At 53.1% G+C, this 22,262-nt stretch carries 18 protein-coding genes and 3 pseudogenes; 10 read left to right on the top strand and 11 right to left on the bottom strand.

All coding sequences use genetic code 11. The features are described from left to right. Window positions 1–2 precede the first annotated feature (2 nt). From ACQ86O_RS23725 to ACQ86O_RS23710, 4 genes are all read right to left on the bottom strand, one after another. Window positions 3–179 (bottom strand): hypothetical protein, encoded by a 177-nt coding sequence (locus tag ACQ86O_RS23725; RefSeq protein WP_431223122.1) that lies wholly within the window; start codon window positions 177–179, stop codon window positions 3–5. 113 nt (window positions 180–292) lie between these two features. Next, window positions 293–1,204 carry a drug/metabolite exporter YedA gene (yedA, locus tag ACQ86O_RS23720; protein ID WP_431223121.1) on the bottom strand — a complete coding sequence of 304 codons (912 nt, stop codon included), beginning with the start codon at window positions 1,202–1,204 and terminating at the stop codon, window positions 293–295. Window positions 1,205–1,370: 166 nt separating this feature from the next. Continuing rightward, a complete protein-coding gene (locus ACQ86O_RS23715; protein ID WP_431223120.1) occupies window positions 1,371–2,024 on the bottom strand; it encodes a helix-turn-helix transcriptional regulator in 654 nt (217 codons plus the stop codon). Window positions 2,025–2,244: 220 nt separating this feature from the next. After that, window positions 2,245–2,547: a monooxygenase gene (locus ACQ86O_RS23710; RefSeq protein ID WP_431223119.1), complete on the bottom strand. Its 303-nt coding sequence runs from the start codon at window positions 2,545–2,547 to the stop codon at window positions 2,245–2,247. Window positions 2,548–2,810: 263 nt separating this feature from the next. On the opposite strand from ACQ86O_RS23710, the gene ACQ86O_RS23705 reads away from it, so the two are divergent. Both ACQ86O_RS23705 and ACQ86O_RS23700 read left to right on the top strand, forming a co-directional pair. Then, a complete protein-coding gene (locus ACQ86O_RS23705) occupies window positions 2,811–3,521 on the top strand; it encodes an AzlC family ABC transporter permease (protein WP_431223118.1) in 711 nt (236 codons plus the stop codon). Continuing rightward, window positions 3,518–3,829 carry an AzlD domain-containing protein gene (locus ACQ86O_RS23700; RefSeq protein ID WP_431223117.1) on the top strand — a complete coding sequence of 104 codons (312 nt, stop codon included), beginning with the start codon at window positions 3,518–3,520 and terminating at the stop codon, window positions 3,827–3,829. The genes ACQ86O_RS23705 and ACQ86O_RS23700 overlap by 4 nt, the downstream gene beginning before the upstream one ends. 30 nt (window positions 3,830–3,859) lie before the next feature. Here ACQ86O_RS23700 and ACQ86O_RS23695 read toward each other — a convergent pair whose 3' ends face one another. Both ACQ86O_RS23695 and ompC read right to left on the bottom strand, forming a co-directional pair. Beyond that, window positions 3,860–4,702: a GNAT family N-acetyltransferase gene (locus tag ACQ86O_RS23695; RefSeq protein ID WP_431223116.1), complete on the bottom strand. Its 843-nt coding sequence runs from the start codon at window positions 4,700–4,702 to the stop codon at window positions 3,860–3,862. Window positions 4,703–4,993: 291 nt separating this feature from the next. After that, complete coding sequence (gene ompC / locus ACQ86O_RS23690; protein WP_431223115.1) at window positions 4,994–6,091, bottom strand: porin OmpC; 1,098 nt, start codon at window positions 6,089–6,091, stop codon at window positions 4,994–4,996. A gap of 269 nt (window positions 6,092–6,360) precedes the next feature. On the opposite strand from ompC, the gene ACQ86O_RS23685 reads away from it, so the two are divergent. Both ACQ86O_RS23685 and dinG read left to right on the top strand, forming a co-directional pair. Beyond that, the gene (locus ACQ86O_RS23685; protein ID WP_431223114.1) at window positions 6,361–7,008 is read left to right on the top strand and encodes a glutathione S-transferase family protein; all 648 of its coding nucleotides are present in this window, start codon (window positions 6,361–6,363) and stop codon (window positions 7,006–7,008) included. Between the two features lie 148 nt (window positions 7,009–7,156). Beyond that, window positions 7,157–9,259, top strand: a pseudogene (dinG, locus tag ACQ86O_RS23680) (ATP-dependent DNA helicase DinG); the annotation flags it as partial. Between the two features lie 98 nt (window positions 9,260–9,357). On the opposite strand, the gene ACQ86O_RS23675 reads toward dinG, so the two are convergent. Beyond that, entirely contained in the window at window positions 9,358–9,792 is a 435-nt protein-coding gene (locus tag ACQ86O_RS23675) for an Lrp/AsnC family transcriptional regulator (protein WP_431223113.1), read from the bottom strand. A gap of 243 nt (window positions 9,793–10,035) precedes the next feature. On the opposite strand from ACQ86O_RS23675, the gene ACQ86O_RS23670 reads away from it, so the two are divergent. Next, entirely contained in the window at window positions 10,036–10,938 is a 903-nt protein-coding gene (locus ACQ86O_RS23670; protein WP_431223112.1) for a DMT family transporter, read from the top strand. A gap of 49 nt (window positions 10,939–10,987) precedes the next feature. Here ACQ86O_RS23670 and ACQ86O_RS23665 read toward each other — a convergent pair whose 3' ends face one another. The 3 genes from ACQ86O_RS23665 to ACQ86O_RS23655 are packed head-to-tail and all read right to left on the bottom strand — an operon-like array spanning window position 10,988 to window position 13,620. Beyond that, entirely contained in the window at window positions 10,988–12,907 is a 1,920-nt protein-coding gene (locus ACQ86O_RS23665; protein WP_431223111.1) for a DUF2207 domain-containing protein, read from the bottom strand. 10 nt (window positions 12,908–12,917) lie between these two features. Beyond that, the gene (locus tag ACQ86O_RS23660) at window positions 12,918–13,073 is read right to left on the bottom strand and encodes a hypothetical protein (RefSeq protein ID WP_431223110.1); all 156 of its coding nucleotides are present in this window, start codon (window positions 13,071–13,073) and stop codon (window positions 12,918–12,920) included. Window positions 13,074–13,077: 4 nt separating this feature from the next. Then, entirely contained in the window at window positions 13,078–13,620 is a 543-nt protein-coding gene (locus tag ACQ86O_RS23655) for a LemA family protein (RefSeq protein WP_431223109.1), read from the bottom strand. A 264-nt stretch (window positions 13,621–13,884) separates the two neighbouring features. Here ACQ86O_RS23655 and ybiB point away from each other — a divergent pair. Further along, window positions 13,885–14,837: pseudogene (ybiB, locus tag ACQ86O_RS23650) on the top strand (DNA-binding protein YbiB). Window positions 14,838–15,195: 358 nt separating this feature from the next. On the opposite strand, the gene ACQ86O_RS23645 reads toward ybiB, so the two are convergent. Next, entirely contained in the window at window positions 15,196–15,486 is a 291-nt protein-coding gene (locus ACQ86O_RS23645; protein WP_431223108.1) for a hypothetical protein, read from the bottom strand. A gap of 894 nt (window positions 15,487–16,380) precedes the next feature. On the opposite strand from ACQ86O_RS23645, the gene bcsO reads away from it, so the two are divergent. The 4 genes and pseudogenes from bcsO (at window position 16,381) to bcsB (ending at window position 22,232) form a co-directional block, all read left to right on the top strand. Further along, the gene (gene bcsO / locus ACQ86O_RS23640) at window positions 16,381–16,914 is read left to right on the top strand and encodes a cellulose biosynthesis protein BcsO (protein WP_431223107.1); all 534 of its coding nucleotides are present in this window, start codon (window positions 16,381–16,383) and stop codon (window positions 16,912–16,914) included. Continuing rightward, window positions 16,905–17,708: a cellulose biosynthesis protein BcsQ gene (gene bcsQ, locus ACQ86O_RS23635; RefSeq protein ID WP_431223106.1), complete on the top strand. Its 804-nt coding sequence runs from the start codon at window positions 16,905–16,907 to the stop codon at window positions 17,706–17,708. The genes bcsO and bcsQ overlap by 10 nt, the downstream gene beginning before the upstream one ends. Before the next feature lie 20 nt (window positions 17,709–17,728). Further along, window positions 17,729–19,848 (top strand): annotated as a pseudogene (gene bcsA / locus ACQ86O_RS23630) (UDP-forming cellulose synthase catalytic subunit). Next, window positions 19,845–22,232, top strand: a complete 2,388-nt coding sequence (gene bcsB / locus ACQ86O_RS23625) for a cellulose biosynthesis cyclic di-GMP-binding regulatory protein BcsB (RefSeq protein WP_431223105.1) — start codon at window positions 19,845–19,847, stop codon at window positions 22,230–22,232. The pseudogene bcsA and the gene bcsB overlap by 4 nt, the downstream one beginning before the upstream one ends. Window positions 22,233–22,262: the final 30 nt, after the last annotated feature.

Below are 22,262 nucleotides of genomic sequence, written 5' to 3'. Positions count from 1 at the left end.
AATTACCGGGTTTGAATCGTCTCGGCGGGTGCCGTGTTGGCTGGGGTTTCTGTGGGGGTGGCCGTCTGTTCCTGTGGCGTGGTGGAGCGGGTATAAATATTCAGCCCGGCGAGGAAAACGCCGCCTAAAGAACCGAAGGCGCATAAGGCGATGACGACGAGGAACGCTTTTTTCAGCATGATTATTATTTCGCAGGTTGCTCAGAACAGCGGGAATTATAGCCCCTTCAACCGGTGAAACAACCCCCGTTTTACCGGGGATAATTCCTCGCCAGCCACCGCTGGCCCAGCCATTATTTGGCGCGCTGCACTTTGGCAGGGCGGGTAAACAGATATTTGCCCAACGTCACCAGAACCACCGCCGAAACGATCACCACTAATGCCAACCACTCGCGGGTAGCCAATGACTCGCCAGCAAAGCCGACACCAAGCAGGACGGCGACCACCGGATTGACGTAGGCGTAACTGGTCGCCACCGCCGGGCGCACGTTTTTCAGCAGGAACATATAGGCGCTGATCGCCAGTATCGAACCGAAGACAATCAGATAACCGAGGGCCATAAAGCTGCTGAGGCTGGGCATTTTATCCAGATGCTCACCGCTCAGTTGGCTGGCGATTGCCAGCACCACCCCCGCTACCAGCATCTCTGCGGCACCCGCCATTGGCCCGGCAGGAAGAGAAATCCGCGAACCCAGCACCGAGCCAAAAGCCCAACTGGCTGAGGCCAGCAGGATCAGCAGCGCGCCGGTTGGGTTACCTACCAGGTTATTACCGGTGTTCAGTAACACAATCCCCACCAGGCCAAGTGCGATACCGGCCCACTCCAGCTTGGTATTGCGAATTCCCCAGAACATGCTGAAGCACAGGGTAAACAGCGGAACCGTGGCAACCATGACAGCGGCAATGCCTGAAGGCACATCCTGGTGTTCCGCCACGGTAACCAGGCCATTACCCACGGCCAGTAACAGGATGCCGATAGTGCCCGCGGCTACCCACTGTTTCAAAGTAGGCAGAGCATGGCCGCGCAGCAGCAGGAAGGTGAACAGGATGATACCGGCAACCAGGAAGCGGATGCCCGCCATCATCAGCGGTGGCCAGCTTTCAACCCCAATCCGAATGGCAAAGTAAGTCGATCCCCAGACAATATATAACGTGAACAGCGCCCCGACTAACGGCAGGACATGGCGATTTTGTTGGCTCAGCATGGGTTTTTATTCGGTAGGTTAAGACTGGGTCAGGACCCTCAGTAAACCTTAAGGGATGGTTGATAAGCAATGCTTTTTTTGTGCGCCTGAAGCCATGATGAAATACTGACCGACTGGCGGCAGTCTCGGGGCCTGGTGTACCAGGCCTTTGTTAGATCTGCGGTATTTATTGTGCACTAATCCGGTAAGCGCAGCGGCGAGCACCGGTCAGAATATGTTCAGAGCGCTCCACCCGGGCTTGTAGCACCTCGGTAAAAACGCTCAGCTCGGCACGGCAGAACCCTTGGCAAACCGCAGCTGCGACGCAGATTGGGCAGTGGTTTTCCACCAGCAGGAACGCGCCATTTTCCAGTTCGCTCCATTCGGCCATATACCCTTCACAGCAACGAATGGTCGCCAGACGTCTGACGCGCTCCGCCAGGTCTGTTGCGCCTATCATTGCCTGTTTGTAGTTGATGCGGGTTTCTTGTTCGCGGCTGTCGATCAGCAGCTCCATCGCTTTATCCCCCAGCTTGTCGCGCACCGTACGCAGCAACTGGGCCGTTAGCTCGGCATGGGCATCGGGAAAATGAGCGTTACCAGCGGCGGTCAACTGCCATAGTTGCACTGGGCGGCCAACGCCTCGTGTTTCTGCTTTGGCTTCCACCAGGCCTTCTTTTGCCAGCTTGACGAGCTGTTGGCGGGCGGCTTCCCCGGTGGTACCGAGCACTTTTCCCGCTTCAGTGGCTTGTTGAGGCCCGCAGGTTTTTAACAGTTTCAGCAACCGGTCACTGACCGAATGTGCTGTGCACTCGCCGTTTTCCAAGCTAATTCGTGACATATTTACTGCCTCGGCCTTAATTATTCCAAGTTATTGCTTGTTAAATTTAACGTAATCGCCAGATCAACTCAATGACATTCCGCTGAAAATAGGGGCAACAGCCGTTGGGGTTGTTATTGGCACAAAAGGGGAGCCGCGCATTGCCGCTGTACATTAGCCAACAGCGGCAATATATACCCTATGAATTTCAAGTTCTTGAAAGGCAACTGGCGGAGAGGGCTTAGAGGGGAGCCCGGTCAATCAGTGACAAGTCTCGGTTAACCGCAAAAATTTTGCCGTTGACCGTCGGGATGCCAAACTCCATCAATCGCTTGGTATGCATCTCCAGATAGGCCTGCGCACTGGCCTGGTCGGTGAAAAGATAAACCCCACCCGCTTCCCCAGCGTTTTGGTTTTCGGTCCATATTTTCCACAACAGCCCAGGCTCACCAGAAATGGATTGCGCCAACTCGGTCATCACCAGAGTCATTTCATCGCCCCAAGGGCCAGGATACGGGAAATCAACTTGCAACAGGTAAGGCATAGGGTCGTTCTCCATAGGTTTGCGTCGAAGTTTATCTTTCAGACGTGGAACAAGAGATTTAAAGTTAATGCCGTCGAATGAAAAGCGGCGGTCCTAATTACGTTATAATCCTCGCAACGGCGATACCCGTCGCCTTTCAGAAACTTGAAATTCATCGGGTATGCGTTGATCATTTATACCGAGTCTGACCTTCGCAGATACTGGCACCGAAGCTGCAAGTAATACTGTGTTAAAAAATTATATAAATCAATGGAGTGAATGCATTGAGTTATCAATCAACACTGACGGAACCCTCAACGCCGCGCCTGCGACCGGCATTGCAGGGGGCGACGGCAATTCTGCCACTGTGCCTGGCGGTGCTGCCCTGGGGCATTCTGGCGGGTTCGATGGCGATCCAGAGTGGCATGACGGCAGCCGAAGGGCTGGGGATGTCGGCCATTGTCTTCGCCGGCGCATCACAACTGGTCGCTATGGGGATGATCAAGACCGGTGCTGGCATGTTGGCGATCCTGGTTTCTACCTTTTTTGTTACCGCGCAGCACTTCCTGTATGGCCTGCGGCTACGGGAATGCATTGCACCCTTGCCGCTGAGATGGCGCGTGCTGTTGGGGTTCTTACTTACCGATGAGCTGTTTGCGCTGACCGGGGATCAAGGCCCGGCACGCTTTAACCGCTGGTATGCCCTTGGAGCCGGGCTGGCGTTTTATCTGAGCTGGTTTTTTGCCACCTTGCTCGGCATATTGGCCGCCAGCAGCGTCACCGATCTTGACAGCTATGGGTTGGATTTCTCCATCGCAGCCACCTTTATCGCTATCGTGGTGCCGCTGGTGCGAAACCTGCCGGTGCTGGCCTGCGTATTGACGGCCTTGGTGCTGTCCATCGGTCTGCATCATTATCAGGTACCGGGCGCATTGATTATTACCACCGTGGTGGCAATGCTGGTGGGGCTGCTGTGCAGCAGGGGTAAAGCATGATCTGGCTGACCATTGTCTTGATGGGCGTTATCGTCTTTTTCAACCGTTACTGTTTCCTGGCGCCAAGCCTGCCGGTACGTTTATCACAACGGATGAGAACCTTACTGAGTTTCTCGGTACCTGCGGTATTGACCGCAATTAGCGGGCCGATCATTGCCTTTAATGGTGATGAGTGGCGTGCGCTGCCTGAAAACCCCTATCTGTGGGCCGCAATATTTGCCATTGTTCTGGCCTTTTTCTTACGCAATATGTTGGCGGTGGTGGTACTGAGTATGCTGATGTTTATTCTGCTGCGCACCTTGCTGTAATTGGCCTCCAGGCGGGGAGCAGGCTGAATTTCAAGGTCCGATCGCCATAGCCATTTCCAACTGCCTTAGCGCTTCCTCGCGCCAACCCAGGTGATGGAAGAAGGGGGCCACCTTCTCGGGCACAAACACGTTGGCCGAAAGCGCCAAGGGGGCAAATTGCGATTGCAACGCCTGTAGCAGACACCGCGCATGGCCTTGGCCCCGCAACCTGGGCGGCACATAAATCATACGTAACTGGCACTTCTGTGCCCCTGGTATCACCAGCGCAAAAGCCTGTTGCTCCAGGGTAAAGGCACGGGGTGCGCCTGGCAGTTTGTACAATGATTCTGGGGCGATTAACCAAGGCAAGCCGCGCTGGTTTTCGGCGGTCATCTGTTGGGCAAGGGCCAGCGGGTCGATCTCTTGCAATGGTTTTGCAACTGCGGGGGTGGCCAGCGGCGCATGAAACCCTAACAGGGTACGGGTAATGCTAAGGCCTGCCTGTTGATACAGGGCCTGCGCGGCCTGGTTGCCTTCAATCACCTCAAGCGAAAGCTGGCGATCGCCACGCGCTTTGGCTGCTTCAATAATGCGTTGCATTAATGCCTTTCCCAATCCTTTAGCGCGCATTTCCGGGCGGATAGAGAGCGCTGCCACCCGGCTGTGCTGGCCCCGGCGTGCGATCAAGGCCACAGCCACCGGGTGGTGCTGATGGGTGACGATAATGCTGTCATTCAGGCTGAGATCTTCGGCAGTAAAGCGGCCAGCAAAGGTTTCGCCATCAACCACAAAGGGGACAATGTAGTTTTCGAAACAGTGGCTGAGTATTTGTGCCAACTGCACGCTGCTGTAAGGCAAGGCGGAATGAAACTCGAACAGGGCATCATGGTGCATAGCTGATCCACAATTGTTAATCAAAGCTACACATCTAGCTGTGATCAGGTTATCCGGCAAGCTTTATCGAGATCCCAGGGGTAAAAATGAGAGCAGAAACGGGGCGCGTGGTTGCGGTGGAAAAGCACCATGAAAAAGCCGGGCGCAGCTGCCCGGCAATGAAACCCAGAAATAACCTCATACCCTATGAATGTCGAGTTGGTCGCTCAAGCGCATGGGGCATCCCCGTAGCTCGAAAGACAATGGGTATCAGCTATAATTTACAGCGGTGGTTACACAATACCGGCTAAATCAGAACTGATAAGTCAGAGCAATGGCAACAACGTCGTCGGTTTTCAGACCTAGCTTATTATTGTCATCCAACTGGTTGATTTTATAATCAACATAAGTAGACATATTCTTGTTGAAATAATAGTAGGCACCTACGTCGATATATTTCACCAGATCAGTGTCGCCGATATTTTCAATATCCTTGCCTTTAGACTGGATATAACCCAGCGATGGGCGCAGGCCAAAGTCAAACTGATATTGTGCAACAATTTCGACGTTTTGGGTTTTATTGGCAAACCCACTGACAGAAGTTGCCGTATTATTAATGGTTGCCGTCCCTGAAATCGGCGTCAGATTATGGGTTTCGGCATAGGTTGCTGCCAGATAAACGCTATTGGCATCGTATTTCAGGCCGGTTGCCCACACTTCGGCGGTATCACCTTTGCCGTAGCTGCCCTGTTTCTGGGCGGTGGTACGGTTGGAGGCAGCATAGGCCGCGCTCACGCTGACACCATCGATGATTTCATAGCTGGAAGACAGGCCGAACCCGTCGCCGTTAGCCTTACTGGAGGCACGGCTGTCGTTTTCGTTTTTACCCTGATACTGCAAGGCAAACTTCAGACCATCGACCATGCCGAAGAAGTCGTTGTTACGGTAGGTGGCAACGCCATTGGCGCGGCCCGTCATAAAGTTGTCGGTTTTGATATAGGTATCGTCACCGAATTCCGGCAGCATATCTGTCCAGGCAGCGACGTCGTAAATAATGCCGTAGTTACGGCCATAGTCGAATGAACCGACGTTTTTCATTTTCAGGCCAGCAAAACCTAAACGGGTTTTGGTGTCTTTATTACCGTCTGCTTCACTGTGGTTAGCGGCGATCTGATATTCCCATTGGCCATAACCGGTCAACATATCATTAATCTGGGTAGCCCCTTTGAAGCCGATACGCACATAAGTTTTGTCACCATCATTTCCTGCATCATCAGAGAAGTAATGCAGAGCTTTTACCCGACCATAAAAATCAAGCTTATTGCCGTCTTTATTATAGATTTCTGCTGCCTGTGCGGTCTGAGCAATTAAAAGTGCCGGAATAATAACGGCAAGAAGATTAGGTTTCATGGTTTTCCCTGCTTTATACGATTGAAAGATGCTTATCATCAGTTTTACTTTGCTGCCTGAATTTGCGCAGCGCAGAATTTTTACCGCAGTTGTGTGATGTATTTATGACAGATGATTCAAATCCGTATTGAAAGGTGAAAAATAACGCGGCGCGCTATACCCATCGCCTGCCAAACAGCCGCCAACAAGGCAGCAACTTCAAGTAAGAAGGAGTTATGTGGTCGGCTGGTCTACAGTTACCAATACGCCTGATGAGCTCTGGAGGGAATATGCACGAGATTTATACATTACTCGGCTGCCGTGGTTGTGGCTCGACGATTGTGGCTGCGGCTCTGCAACTGACGGGATTCCCCTGGGGCTATGAAGAAGTAGACTATGAGTCCGATAGCTCTGAACGTGAGCGCCTGTTGGAACTGAACCCACTGGGTCAGGTACCGACGTTGATCCTGCCTGACAATGAAGTGATGACCGAGAGTGCGGCAATTATTCTGTTGCTGCACGAGCGCGCACCGCAAGCCGAACTGGTCCCCCATTCAGGTGCAGCGACACTGCCGCGGTTTCTACGCTGGCTGATGTTTATCAATAGCGCAATCTACCCGACATTTACCTATGGCGACGATCCGGCGAAATGGTTACCCAAAACCCGTAACCCGGAGCGATTGGAAGAGACCATTCTGGCGCATCGACAGCAGTTGTGGCTGCAATTTGCCGCTGCGGCCAGCGAGACTGGCCCCTGGTTTCTGGGCCGCAGTTTCAGTGCCCTGGATCTCTACGTGGCGGTGATGTGTCATTGGCGGCCAGGGCGGCGCTGGTTCCGTCAGCATTGCCCGCAATTAATCGCGATTGCCGAGCGGGTTGAGCAGATGCCTGAGCTGAATGCATTATTCCACGCCAATTTTGATCGGGTGGCCGACTGAGTTTATGGTTTCAGCGAAACCAGACACTGAGGAAGGGGCTTTCAATGCGGGATGCTGCGCATTGTTTGCAAGCTAACCGCAACTCGGGCTGACGCCACGGGCGGTCTGTGGGACAATAGCGCCATCATTTCGTTTAGATAAGAGTTGAATGGCGCTCTCCTCCGCAGTTAAAGATCAGATTGGCCAGTGGTACAAAGCCCTGCAGCAGCAAATACCGGATTTTATTTCCCGTGCCCCTCAGCGGCAGATGATTGCCGAAGTGGCGAAAACCCTTGCCGGGGATTACACCCGCCATCTGGCGATTGAAGCGCCAACCGGCGTGGGCAAAACCCTCTCGTACCTGATCCCCGGCATCGCCGTTGGGCGGGCCGAGAGCAAACCGTTGGTGGTCAGCACTGCCAACGTGGCGCTGCAGGATCAGATCTACAGTAAAGATTTACCGTTGTTGAAGAAGATCATTCCCGATCTGAAATTCACCGGCGCGTTTGGCCGTGGCCGTTATGTCTGCCCACGTAACCTGGCGGCGATGAGCACCGACGTAGTCGAGCAGGGCGATTTGATGCTGTACCTGGACGAAGAAGAGCTGGCCCCGTCCAACGGCGAGGAACAGGCCTTATGCCAGAAGCTGTCAAAAGCCCTCAGCCGCCACGAGTGGGACGGCCTGCGCGATCATTACACACTATCCATCAACGACCCGCTATGGGCCAAGCTGAGCACCGATAAGGCCAACTGCCTGGGCCGCAACTGCCATTACATCCGCGAATGTCCGTTCTATATTGCGCGTAAAGAGATAGAAACCGCCGATGTAGTGGTGGCGAACCACGCGTTGGTGATGGCCGCGCTGGAAACCGAGTCGGTATTACCAAACCCGAAAGAACTGCTGCTGGTATTGGACGAAGGCCATCATCTGCCAGAGGTGGCGCGGGACGCGCTGGAGATTGACGGCGAGATCACCGCGCTGTGGACCAACCTGCAGCTCGATATGATCGTGCGCCAGGTGGAACAGTGCATGACGCAGTATCGGCCAAAGAATCCGCCGGGGCTGGCCAACAGCGAACGCCTGAAAAACCATTGCGAAGAATTGCGCGAACTGATCCAGATTTTCGAGCATCAGGCCAATGCCTATCTGCCGCCTGATAGCAGTAATGCCGAGTATCGCTTCGAAATGGGCGAACTTCCTGCAGAAATGGTAGAGATCTGTACGCGTCTGTTCAAACTGACCGACGGATTGCGTGGCCTGGCGGAGTTTATTCTCAACGACCTCACCGAGCAGACAGGCAAGCACGATATAGTGCGGTTGCACCGCTCCATCATCCAGATGAGCCGTACGCAAGGTTACCTGGAAGCGATGAGCAAACTGTGGCGGCTGGCGGCGATGGAAAAATCCTCCAACGCGCCGATCTCCAAGTGGGTTGTGCGTGAGCTACGCGATAATGTGACCCACCTTTATCTGCACTGTGTGGGCATCCGGGTTAGCGATCAGTTGGAGAAACTGCTGTGGCGCAAGGTGCCGCACGTGGTGATCACCTCGGCCACCCTGCGTTCGCTGAACAGCTTCTCGCGCCTGCAGGAGATGAGCGGCCTGAGCGAAAAGGCGGGGGATCGCTTCGAAGCGCTGGCCTCGCCGTTTAACCACGTCGAGCAGGGTAAAATCGTTATTCCCACCATGCGCTTTGAACCGGCAATGGCGAATGAGGCCGAACATCTGGAAGAGATGGCGCGCTTTTTCCGGGGGAGCAGGCCAGCGGCAAACACAAAGGCATGCTGCTGCTATTTAGCAGCCATCGGGCGATGCAGACCTTCCTCAGCTATGTTACCGATCTGCGCCTGATGCTGCTGGTGCAGGGCGATCAGCCGCGTTACCGGCTGGTGGAAGAACACCGTAAGCGCGTAGAGAAGGGCACTGCCAGCGTGTTGGTCGGGTTGCAGTCCTTTGCGGAAGGGCTGGATCTGAAAGGTGAACTGCTGACCCAGGTGCACATTCACAAAATTGCTTTCCCACCGATCGACAGCCCGGTGATCCTCACCGAAGGCGAGTGGCTGAAATCGCTTAATCGCTATCCTTTTGAAGTGCAGAGTTTGCCTAGCGCTTCGTTTAACCTGATCCAGCAGGTTGGCCGCCTGATCCGCAGCAATGAGTGCCACGGCGAAATCGTGATTTACGATCGTCGCCTGTTGACCAAAAGCTACGGTTCGCGGCTGTTGGCGGCATTGCCGGTGTTCCCGATTGAACAGCGCGAGGTGCCGGAAGCGGACAAGGCGCACAAGGCCGCGCTGAAATCCGCCGTGGAAGCGGCAAAGAAAGAGAAAAAGCGCAAAAACCCGTTTGCCCGCCGCCGCGCCCGTTAATTAAGACAGCGGAGGCAAACGGCGCTTTACCGGCGTGGTTTTGACGATTGAGGTATTGCACTGTGCATGTTCGGCCAGCTTATCCAATACCTGATCGAGCTGCTCCATCGAGTGTGAAACCAGCCGGGCGATAAAGCAGTCTTCACCGGTGACTTTATCGCACTCGATCACTTCGGGGATCTCCTGCAATATCAGCTCCACCTTCTTCAGCATACCGGGTAGAGGCTTTAGGCGTATCAACGACTGAAAGCCGTAGCCTAGCGTTTGCAGATTCACCCTCAGGGTATAACTCTCAATGACTCCGCTTTCCTCTAGCCGCCTTAACCGTTCCGAGGTGCTGGGGGAGGAAAGACCGGCCTGTGCGCTCAAGGCTTTCAGGGAGATTCGTGCATCTTTGGTCAGTATTGTCAGGATCTGGCGATCGATATCATCCATAACAGCTCCGTTAGGCGATAGTTGATTTATGCCTTCAATATAAAGGTATTTGATAGTTTTCACCTATTTTATGCTATGTCAATCAAACCTGAAAAACCGCAAGATAATACTCAGTGCTGATGGGCCAGTGAGAGTGACATTGCCCCCTGACTCCACCCTGGAGCTGCCCAAAGGGAGGGGGACCTGTCAGTCAGAACGAGTGCCATGACAGGTTAATACAGAGTTTTCCATGAGGAACTGGGGATGAATGCACAGGTAAAGCGCGGTTCTTTGGAGATGGTGGCTGCCATGCTGATCTCCGGCACTATTGGCTGGTTTGTGCTGGTCTCTGGCCAGCCAGTGATCAACGTGGTGTTCTGGCGTTGCGTGGTGGGGGCAATAACGCTATTGGTGGTCTGCGGCCTGCTGGGGCAACTGCATCGCGATCGATTGCCGCGTGCCGCATTGCTGCTGGCGATTGCCGGTGGTGTGGCCTTGGTCGTCAATTGGCTGCTGCTGTTTGCCGCCTATTCCTATGCATCCATTTCCATTGCCACTGCGGTATATAACACTCAACCCTTTATGCTGGTGGGGCTTGGGGCCCTGTTTCTGGGGGAAAAACTCACCGTCCGCAAACTCTTTTGGCTGTTGCTGGCGTTTATCGGCACGATGCTGGTGGTGCTGGCGCAACCCGGGCAATCCGCTGGGCCAAATAACTATCTGTGGGGTATTTTGCTGTCCCTGGGGGCCGCTTTTTTCTATGCGCTGATGGCGTTGGCTGCCAAACGTCTGAAAGGCATGCCACCGCACTTGATCGCGCTGATTCAGGTAACGGTCGGAGTGGTGATGCTATTGCCTTTTGTTGATTTTCACGCCTCGGCCAGCCCTGTGCAATGGGGGATGTTAGCCACCTTGGGCGTGGTGCATACCGGGCTGATGTATGTTCTGTTGTACGGTGCGATCCAGAAACTGCCGACCAACCTGATCGGCTCGCTGTCGTTTATCTACCCGATTGCGGCAATGGTGGTGGATCGGTTGGCGTTTGGTCACCAACTGGTGGCACTGCAAATTGCCGGTGCGGCGTTGATTCTGCTGGCCGCTGCTGGAATGAACCTGTTGGGGGAACCACGTTTGCCTCTGGCCAGGCATGGCAAGCCGATGGTTTAGTCAACAATGGCTTGCTGCACCGGTTTACCGCCGGTGCAGCATGGTTGACTCACCAGCCGCCACCGCCACCACCGCCGGAACCACCACCGGAGGAACCGCCCCCAGATGAGCCAGAGCCGCTGGAACTGGAACTTGAAGATCCTGAGCCAGAACTGCTGCTGGGTGTAGCACTGGAGGATGAGCTACAGGATTGGCTGAAGTGATTCACGCTACTCCAATCCGCATTGGCAAAGACTTCCGACATGGTGCCACTATCAATCAGATATTGCGCAAAGGTATTGGCCCAGGTTTTGCCCACGCCCAGAGCCAGCGCAACGGGCAGCAGGCTTTCGAAATGTGAGACCAACTGCTCGGGTGGGTAAAGCGTCTGATAGCGGTGTTTCTCTGCCGCACCGAGATACAGTTTTAATCCTTGTGCCGTGGCTAGCTGGTTAAGCCCTTGCTGCGTGTAGCGGGGGACCTTCCAGCCGAAGATGACGCAAATCACAATCCCGGCCAGCAGTGCGCCAAAGTACCCGGGAGGGAACTGGTTCAAAGGCACGATTGCAAACAGGAAAAGGCCGCTGGCAAAGGTGGCGAATGGGCCAAATATCAGCGAGATAAATAGTGGGATGGCCCCCCAGCTGTTCCATATTTTCTTTGGGTTGAGTAAAAACCTCAGGGGTAAAGAGAGCATCGTGAGGCCGAGCAACAAGAATATTAAGGCGGGAATGGTGACTATCGCCGCCGCAGGGCTGAACAGCGTACCGCAAATGACGGGCACCAGCAGCAGGATGTAGACCCCACGTCGAACCGGTTTACCCCATTTTTTGAATAATTTCTCCCGCAGGTCTTCGCAGCTCTTTTCCAAGAGTTTGCGGGCATTTTGCATGGGCCGCTGATAGGCCAGGCCAAGATTGATGTTCTTGCGATTGCCGCTGAACAGCGTACTCAGCAGTTGCTTATCCTTGGCATTCAGCTGCGAATTTGCGGTTTTTGTCTGCAGTGAGATCCACTGTTCTTCAGAACGGCGATTCAAAAACCACGCACCCAGGGATTTACGCTCTTTACGGGTAATGGCTATGCCACGTTTGGCAACCAGACCCAGCAGATCGCTGCTGAAGGCAACGTCGTCATATTTACGCTCGGTAATAAAGCGCAGGTAACCCGGCGACAGGGTTTCGGGCAAGGAGTACAGCGGTACAATCGGCGGCATCTTCAGCCCGGTAGCCGTCACATTTTTACGCCACCAGAGCAGGCAGTAGCCGATCAGCAGGATCACTGGTATCCATATCGCGAGGGTTTTGCTGGTTGGCAACAGCAGATGCACCAGCGGTGAGGTGGCCTGCGGATCTGCTGCACCGGCGAGAATGGCGCGTGGCCAGGTGTACACGACCGTCAGACCTGCGCCTTGGTCGAGTGGCTGTGTAGTTCGTACGCTGCCGTCAGGCAGGATCCGGGCATAGTGCTCTTTAGCACCACGTTGCCCGGTATACACATCAATGGTACGCAGCCGGGTATCTCTTGCGTCGCTATTGAGATTGCCTGCGGCTCCGGGCAATTCCAGTTGGAAACTGGCTTTGCCGATCGGATAGGCCCAATCGTTGCCCGTTACGTTCCAGTAAAGTTCATCCCATTCGGGAAAACGGCTGAAATGGTTACTGACCTGATAGCGGATCTCGTAGTTATAAATGGCAGGTGACAGGATGTGGCCTGCACTGCCAATACGCACGGTAAGCGTTTTTCCTTCTCGTTCCAGGCTGTAGGGTTCTGCAACGCCATCGCGTAATACCGATTTGATTTGATAATCGACGCTGAAAATTTTGCCGTCCTGCCGATTCCAGGACAGTGGCAGCGTGCGGAAAATCCCCCGGCGTATCTCTTGCCCCAGGGACAGCACTTTGATGTTTTCCCGCATTTCCATGCTGCCATCCGGGTTAAAACGTGCGTGGGTATCAAACGAGAGAATATGCTCATAGGCGCGCGCCAACCGTGGCGCTCTAAGGGGGCTGCGGCGCCTCGCCTGCACGGGCTTCGACAGGCGCGGCACCGATGGCAACTTCATTTATGGCGATATCATTGGCCGCAGCAGTACCGGTTACCAACATCAATAACAGACCAAAAACGAGCGCTAATCTACCAGACAAACCTGCCATGTTATTACTCCATCCGTGGCAACTTGGCATCCTCGGGATCCTCGAGTTCGAAAAAAGCATCCGCTTTGAAATTAAACAAGTTAGCCAGCAGCAGGCTGGGGAACGACTCTACCAGGATGTTGAAATCGCGCACGGTGCCGTTGAAATAGCGGCGTGCCATCTGGAGTTGCTCTTCTATCTCGGCAAGGGATTGTTGCAAGGAGAGGAAGTTTTCGTTGGCTTTCAATTCAGGGTAGGCTTCTGCCAGGGCAAAAATACGGCCTAGGGTACCCGAGAATTGTCTTTCACTCTCGGCGATCTGGGTGGTGTTGCCGACCAGGTTACCGCGCTGGCGGGTGATCTCTTCCAGCAGCTCTTTTTCGTGCTGCGCATAGCGTTTGACCAGGCTCAACAGATTGGGCGCCAGATCGTGGCGGCGCTTGAGCTGTACCGCAATGCCGCTCCAGGCTTCGTCTTTAAAACGGCGCAGGGAGATAAAACGGTTATAGGTCATTACTGCCCAGATAAGCACCGCGGCGACAACGGCCAATCCGATATAAATTTCCATTTTTTCAATCCGATTTTTGCAGTAGATGCATATTTCCTTTGTGAGTCGGTAAATTCTACCCCACTCCGGTGGTTAGAGGAAATCGCGACACCTGATAAAAAGACCCTCTAGAATTTGAGCGGCCCGGTGAGGGGCGAAGCCCACGGAGGGATTTGGTCATCGCAGGTAACAACGCTATAGCTTGAAAGACAATGGGTATCGACGAGGTTGAGCGGCGACGCGGATAAGGTATGCTTAATGTAAACCGAGTCAGCGGAGCGAGCGATGGATTACAGTAAAATTATCAAAGAAGTAGGCCGTGGTAAGAATCATGCCCGCAATCTGAGCCAGGAAACGGCTTTCCAGCTTTATAATGCCATGCTGGCTGGTGAGGTCCCGCCATTGGAACTGGGGGGATATTGATTGCCCTGCGTATCAAGGGGGAGGCCGAGGAAGAGATGATCGGTTTTTACCAGGCGATGCAGCAGCAGGTTATGCGTCTGCAAAGGCCGCAAGGCCGTCCGATGCCGGTGGTGTTGCCAAGTTATAACGGTGCGCGTAAACAGGCGAATCTGACCCCTTTGCTGGCATTATTGCTGGCACGGGTGGGCTTGCCGGTGGTGGTTCACGGTGTTTTGAACGATAGCACCCGCGTGACCAGCGCAGATATTTTCCGCGAGCTGGGTCTGCCGTGGTCTCAGGACCCGGAGCATGCCCAACAGCGGTTGAATCAGGGCGAAGCGGTCTTTATCCCCGTCTCTACGCTCTCTGCGCCTTTATCTGCTCAGCTTGATTTGCGCTGGAAGATGGGGGTGCGCAACAGCGCCCATACGCTGGCAAAATTGGCGACACCGTTTGGTGACCAGGATGTGTTGCGTATCGCCAGCGTTTCTCACCCGGAATATGTTGGCCGTGTAGCCTCATTCTTCTGCCAGATTGGTGCTCGTGGTTTGTTGATGCACGGTACCGAAGGGGAAGCCTATGCCAACCCGCAACGCTGCCCGCAGATCCATTACATCACCGGGGGCGAACAACAGATTCTGCTGGCGCGCCCAGAGCAGGATGAGATGGCTGAAGTCTCTGCCGCCAAGGATGCTGCCACCACCGCCCGCTGGACGGAACGCTGTCTGGCTGGCGAAGTGGCCATCCCCGCGCCTATCGCCCGCCAAATTGCCTGCTGCCTGGTGGCAACCGGTGAGGTGGCAAGCCTGCAACAGGGATTGGCAAGGTTAGGTTAAGCCGATTTCCGGCCGTTGCCTCTGTGATTAATGGAAGATAACTCCGGCAATCCAGGGGCAATATATGATCAATGATTTCAGACTGTGCCACTGAATTATTACGGGGAAACCCTCTTGTTTTCACGCTGTCTTGATTTGCTATAGACGTTATACCGAAGCCTGATTATTGAATTGAACAGGGAGCAGAACCATTATTTTCAGTCTGAACATAGATAAATGCCGGATGTTTGAGGGCAGGGTTGCGCCTGTTAATATGTATTGTCAAATGGAACGGCGGTGATAGAACATCATCGATTAAAAGGGAGTAGGATACATAGCGAATAGGTTTATTTATATTTGCGGTAACAACAGGCTGTAATTAGTTACCTAGGATTTTATTTATTGTTCCACCGATAAAGGGGATTTTAGCCAATCCGGCTTCTATTGTTCCGCCAATGGTAGCGCCGATAGCGCTGCCGACCGTGCTGCCAAGCCCAGGGAGGAAATCGGCTAAGGAGATATTGCCAAAGAAAGGAATGTTAATGGATAGCGTTGAGCTAACGAGGTTATAACCCGCATTACCAAGCCACGAACCCAATGATGATAATCCATCCTTGATGAAACCGGCACCAGAGACGGCATTTATTTCTACCAGGGTTAATTCTTTCATTATTAAACTCCCTTCACATTATATGTTTAATTAGGTATTCGATATTTATATCTATTCGCAATGTATTGACTCCCTGGCAAAAACTATAATTGATTTTTTCTGTATTGTGAAGATAGTAACAAGTCGTATATATATCAGTGAAGTTACTACTATCAGTAAGCCATGATTCAATCTATAAATCACCAAGTGGTTGAAACTCATTATCTTAAAAGCAAGCATTATTACTATTATCTCCTGCGCTATAAAGTCGCTGCGGGGCTTTCCCGGATAACGCCATTCAGCACGTTTTGGTCCACCGTTTGCCACTATCCCCGCCAACATTCAAACGGTGGTAGAGGATTTCCCCAGGCATAACGTTTAGGAAGGACGCGCCAAGGATCATTGAAACAGACCACCCGTTTATCACCGGGTGATGCGCAAGGTAAAAACGCCCCGCAGCGGGCGGGAGTACAAGGGGAAACGCAGCGGGCAACCCTGGGGGGCGTTGGGAGTATCATAATATTTTGTTTATAAAACATAATGTTATGGCATTGTTATAATTATGGATCCGGCCTGATGTCTGCTATCAGTGGAAGCGTTACCAAACGAGGCATAGCGCCTTGCAGAAAAACTTTTAAAACTCAGGTGTATAACTTTAAAGAAGTAGATTACACTCCAGATACCGGCCGCAGATGCTCCACAAAACCCTAATTAATTAAGACATTCTCACTGTTCTGGCTGGAGTTTGTTGTAAAAAAGGACTTGTAGGCTACTCTTTCTAAACTATAAGAAGAGAGACGCTTAAAATACATAGACGGTTGTCTATTATGTATTTGGGTTATGAATCACAGTTTGTAGTTTAAGTGATTTGTATGCATTCATAGAGTGCGCAGTATAATCTTACAGGTTTAGATTATGAGCAAATATGATGATGTCCAGCAGTTTAAAGATAAGATCAATCTAAAAGATATTGATTATAAAGAGTTTCCTAAAGACGATAACGCATCGGCACTCCAGCGCTGGGCTATTGTTGATCAGGTGGCGGGGAATGGCAGTGTCGTTTCTGCCAGCAAGCAACCTACGCCAGCAAATACTTCGGATTTTTCTTCGGCTGCCCCCGTTGGTACAGAGCAACCCGCGCAGCCCAGTGCCGTGATAAAAGAAAATACCCGCTTGCCAGGCCATGTTTCTCATAATTTTGAGCATCTCGCACCGCCCGTGCCCCCCAAACCCGCTCGTGCTCCGCAGCCGGAAATTGCGCCAACGCTTCCTGTCCAGGGGCATCATTTTAATTCTCCTGCCGCAGAGGTAGCCGCTGTTTCGCCGGGGGAAAACAAACGTTTTAAACAGATGTTCAGCAAGAAAGCGTCTTCTGCCGATGAGATGGGAGCGACGGATCGTAATACTTTACTTAAACCACTTTTAGAGTCTATTGCCTCATGCCGTTAGTTTGTGTTTGTTCTCCGAAAGGAGGGGTTGGGAAAACCACGATTACCGCTAATCTGGCTTATGCATTAGCCCGTAGCGGCAGTAAGGTTTTAGTTGTCGACTTTGATACGCAAAATGCGCTGCGGCTGCATTTTGGTGTGCCAATTTCGGACAGTCGCGGTTTTGTTGCCCAGTCAGGCACCTTATCTGACTGGAGTCAGTTTATTCTCAAAGTCGGGCCGAACCTGTTTGTTTTGCCTTATGGTGACGTCACCGAACAAGAGAGAATGCAGTTTGATGACAACCTGCTTAACGAACCGTTGTTTATACAACGCGGCCTGAGTGCCGTGCTGCAAATCCCAGGCATGGTGGTGATTGCCGATATGCCACCAGGGCGCAATGCGGCAATGCAGGCGATGCAGGCGGCGGCAGATATGCGGATCGTGGTTTTGCTGGCCGATACCGCCTCGCTAAGTTTATTGCCCAATATCGAACAGCATAAATTTATGAATGCGCCAGCCAATGAAGACGTTGGCGAATACTACATCGTGAATCAAAGCGACATGAGACGCACCCTGAGCAGGGATGTGACCCATTTCTTCGAACAGCGTTTGCAGAACAAGTTGTTGGGAACCATTCATCGCGATGAATGTGTCCCCGAGGCCAACGCCTCGCAACGGGCAATAATGGATATCAGCCCCGTGTCGGCCGCTGCATTTGATATCGAACAGATCAGTAAAAAGGTCGCAGTAATTTTAGGGCTTAGTGTGGGAGATGGCTCGTATCATCATACGACGTCTATTTATGGCTCTTAGTAAGGATCGTCCGATTAGCTATGAATAAAATATTGTTTTCTTGCTTACTGCTGTTGGCGTTGCCTTTTATTGCGTTGATTATTATTGCACCAATGAGCAGCGATAATCAGTACATCTTTGGCTTTATATGCATCGCTATCGTCTTTATTTTAGGGGTAAGCAAAAGCAAGAAAGTCACCCTGGTGATGATCGTCATGTCCACGCTGATGTCATTACGCTATATCTATTGGCGCGCCACGGAAACCCTGCATTTCAACAGCACATTGGAAGCGGTGCTGGGGATTGCCCTGTTTATTACCGAGCTGTATGCGCTGGTGATTCTGCTGTTCGGTTATATCCAGACCACTTGGTCGCTGAAGCGCACCATTGAGCCCTTGCCGGATGATATGTCGTTATGGCCAACGGTAGACGTTTATATCCCGACGTATAACGAAAGTATGGATGTGGTGCGTGATACCGTGCTGGCGGCACAGTGTATCGATTACCCCAAAGAAAAGATGAAAATCTATGTGCTGGATGACGGCAAGCGCAACGAATTTGCCGTTTTCTGCGCCGACGCGGGGGTTGGCTATATTACCCGAAGCAATAATAGTCATGCCAAAGCGGGTAATCTGAATAACGCAATGAAAGTGACCCAGGGTGAATTAATCACCGTGTTCGACTGCGACCACGTGGCGACCCGGGCATTTTTACAGGCAACCGTGGGTAGTTTCCTGGTCGATGAACGCCTGGCATTGATCCAGACCCCGCACTATTTCTATTCTCCTGATCCGTTTGAACGCAACCTGTCGGAAGCGAGCAAAGTCCCTAACGAAGGGGCGCTGTTCTATGGCCCGGTTCAGCAAGGCAACGATAACTGGAACGCCACCTTTTTCTGCGGCTCCTGCGCCGTTATCCGGCGTTCAGCGCTGGAAGAGGTGGGTGGGTTTGCTGTTGAAACCGTGACCGAAGACGCCCACACCGCGTTGAAAATGCAACGCCGGGGCTGGAATACGGCATTTCTGGCGCTCCCGCTGGCGGCGGGGCTGGCAACTGAACGCCTGGGGCTGCATGTGATACAACGTACCCGCTGGGCGCGTGGCATGACGCAGATATTCCGGGTGGATAACCCGTTGCTGGGCCGTGGCCTGACCTGGCAGCAGCGTCTTTGCTATCTGAACGCCATGCTGCATTTCCAATACGGGCTGCCCAGAGTCATTTTCTGTATTGCTCCCCTGTTTTATCTGTTATTCAACTTAAATATCATCGCCTCATCTGCCGGGCTGATTTTTGCCTATGTATTGCCCCATCTGGTGATGTCGATCTATATCAACTCCAGGGCAAACGGGCGCTATCGTCATTCGTTCTGGGGGAAATCTACGAAACGGTGATGTGTTTCCACCTGGTTATTCCTACTTTGCTGACCATGATTTCACCCAAGCATGGCAAGTTTAACGTGACGGATAAAGGGGCCTTGCTGGACTCTAACTATTTCGATTTCCATATTGTACGACCGCATATTATTGCCGTGTCTCTGCTGCTGCTCGGTACCGCCTGGGGCGTTGTCCGCTTGATTATGCCCGAACATTACGGCGCCAATCCGCAGGTTATTATGCTGAACATCGCCTGGGCCAGCTTCAGTATGATTATTCTGTTGGCCGCTATTGCCGTAGCAAGGGAAACCCGCCAGGTCAGAAAAACCATCCGTATTGATGCGTCTTTGCCGGCGGTGCTCTATTTTGCCAGCGGGGCGGCTATGCGTACCGAAACCCTGGACTTGTCCATGGGTGGGGTCAAATTGAAAACCCCGGATGAACGCTTCTTGCAGGATCCGATCGAAGAAGTGGAGATCTCGCTGAAATCCGGTGCTGTCAGCTTCCCGGTTGAGCTGATTGATGCCAACAGCTCGGTTACCCGTTTGATGTTTAAAGAACTGCCGATCGAAAAAAGGCGTGAACTGGTGCGGGTGGTGCTGGCACGGGCAGATGCCTGGATCCGCACAGAGCCTTATCCGCAGGATCGGCCGTTGCGTTCTTTGCTGGGGGTCATTCGTTGCATTTTCGAATTGTTCTATTTCTCCTGGCGTGATCGCCGTGCCAAAAAACAGCAGAGAAAGAATCCACCGGTGCAGCCGAAACAGGACAAGGAACAGATCATATGAGCCTGGTGGATACCAAGCTGCCTAAAGGCAGATCTGCACTTATTGCCCTGCTGATACTGTGCCTGCCCGGCCTGGCTGGTGGGGCGGACACGCAGCCAAACCCCATTCCAGGCGATGTACAGGGCTTCCCGGCGCTCCCCAGGCCGGTAGATGCACCGCCAGTTGATGCCCCACAGGGGAATGTTCCGGGTGATATTGCTACGCCACCAGCCGCCACCTTCAACCCATCGGTCGCTTCTACCCTGAGCGTAACCGAAATGGGGCAACCTTCAGGGCTGACACTGAGCAGTTGGCAGCGTCAATCGGGGATCACCTTCACCCTGCCAACGGATTGGGTGGTGACGGATGGCAACCTGCGGCTGGATATAGAGGTCTCCCCAGCCCTGATGGAGAGCGATACCGAACTGCATTTGATGCTGAATGGGCAACCGCTGAGCACGCACCGGTTAAGCCAGCTGCACGATGCCAAGGTGACCTATCAGGTGCCGATCCCGGCCGCCATGATTGTGGCTCGCAACAACCTGAGTTTCAGTATCGAGAGCGGCAGTGATGCCGCCATGCAGTGTGAAAAGGGGGCTGACAATAAATATTGGGTTAAAGTGCTGCCAACCAGCCGCCTGCAGCTAGAGAATCAGGTGCTGAATATCGGCCAGAACATTGGGCGATTCCCTCAGCCATTCTTTGATCCTCAGGCTATGCAACCTGCCACTGTGGAGGTGATTTTCGGCGAGACCAAGCGGCCGGAAGAGGTTGCGGCTGCAGCCATTGTCAGCTCTTATCTGGGCAAGATAACGCGCTACAACAACCTCGATTTTCTGGTATTGCAGGATCAACTGCCGGAGCAAAACGGCATTATCTTTGCCCGCCCAGGGGAGCAGATCGGCCAACTGACGCTGCCACAGGCCGAAGGGCCAACGATCCAGGTGATTGATAACCCGCTGAATCCGGTTTACAAACTGCTGCTGGTCATGGGGCGTAATAGCAGCGAGATGCGCCAGGCAGCCTATCGACTGGTGAGCCAGCCATTACCGGAGAAAACCACTTCGCTGGCAGTGAAACCGGTAAAAATCCCGCTGCGCCAGCCTTACGATGCCCCACGTTGGATTGATACCACCAAGCCGGTCAGTTTTAGCCAACTGGTGGCGAATGTGAATGAACTGACTGTCAGCGGTGTCTACCATGATGCGGTGCGAATTGCCTTCCGTGCCGCCCCGGATCTGTTTATCTGGGATGGCCGCAACGTTCCGTTACAGATTGATTACCGCTTCCCTACCGACAGTTGGATTGATGAAAATAAATCCCAGCTTAGCGCCACGCTGAACGGCACCTTCCTGCGTAATATGTCGGTTAACAAAAGGGGCCTGCTGGAACTGTTCTGGCACCAGTTTGGTGGGGATATTCGCCAGGAAAGTTACCGCCTGCCTCTGCCGCCGTATCTGATTTATGGCGATAACATGCTGGAACTCTATTTTTCAATCGTGCCGAAAAATAACAGCTCCTGTAACCCGGTGGATAGCAACACCATCAAGAGCCATATCGGGCCAGATTCTTATATCGATCTGAGTAAGACCTATCACTTTACCGAGCTGCCTAACCTCTCTTATTTCGTCGGTGCCTCTTTCCCGTTCTCCAAACTGGCGGATTTCTCGCAGACCGTGTTGTTAATGGCGGAAAAACCGACGATCAATGAAGTGCGCACACTGCTGAATCTGACCGCCCGCTCCGGTGCTTCAACCGGCAGCGCGGTAGGCAATGTGGATATCCGCTTTGGCCTGAAGGGCAATGAAAGCGAGGATCCGCAATTCAAGGGGCGTGACGTGCTGGTGGTCGCCTCGCTGGCTCAGAGCGCGTTGTATCAGCGGTTATTACAGCAGGTGCCATTTACCTTGGGCAACAGCGGTGGCCTGGCGGTAAAAGAGCAATCTGCGCTGGAAAAACTGCAGGCTTACCTGCAAGGCAACTGGCGGACACAAGGCATAGATGCGGATCGCTATCTTTCTTCTGTAACCGACTGGCGCGGATTCTTCAGTTTCCGCTCCGCCTGGGATCCTCAGCGGGTGGTGGTGGTGGCCAGTGCCTCTTCCGACGACGGTCTGAACAAGATCTATACGGATCTTAAGTCATCGAAGATCAACGCCGGAGTACGTGGCGATCTGGCGGTGATCACCGATCAAAACGGTGTGCACAGCTTCCAGGTTGGCGCCCCGTTCCCTAGCGGTGAACTGCCTTGGTACCTGATCTTTATCTGGTATGCCAGTAAGCATGTGGTGCTTTTATCTCTGACCGGGTTAGGGATCTCCCTGGTGCTGGGACTAGGCCTCTATATTCTGCTGCGCAAGCATGCTGCCAAACGTCTGGGGAGAGATGCAGAAGATGAACGCTAAAACTTGTCTCAGCCAGAGGGGATATCACCC

Origin of the sequence: Serratia sp. L9, from assembly GCF_050632285.1 — a bacterium.
GTDB lineage: Bacteria > Pseudomonadota > Gammaproteobacteria > Enterobacterales > Enterobacteriaceae > Chania.
Note: the sequence above shows the minus strand (reverse complement) of the source record. Positions and strands in the feature narration are given on the sequence as shown.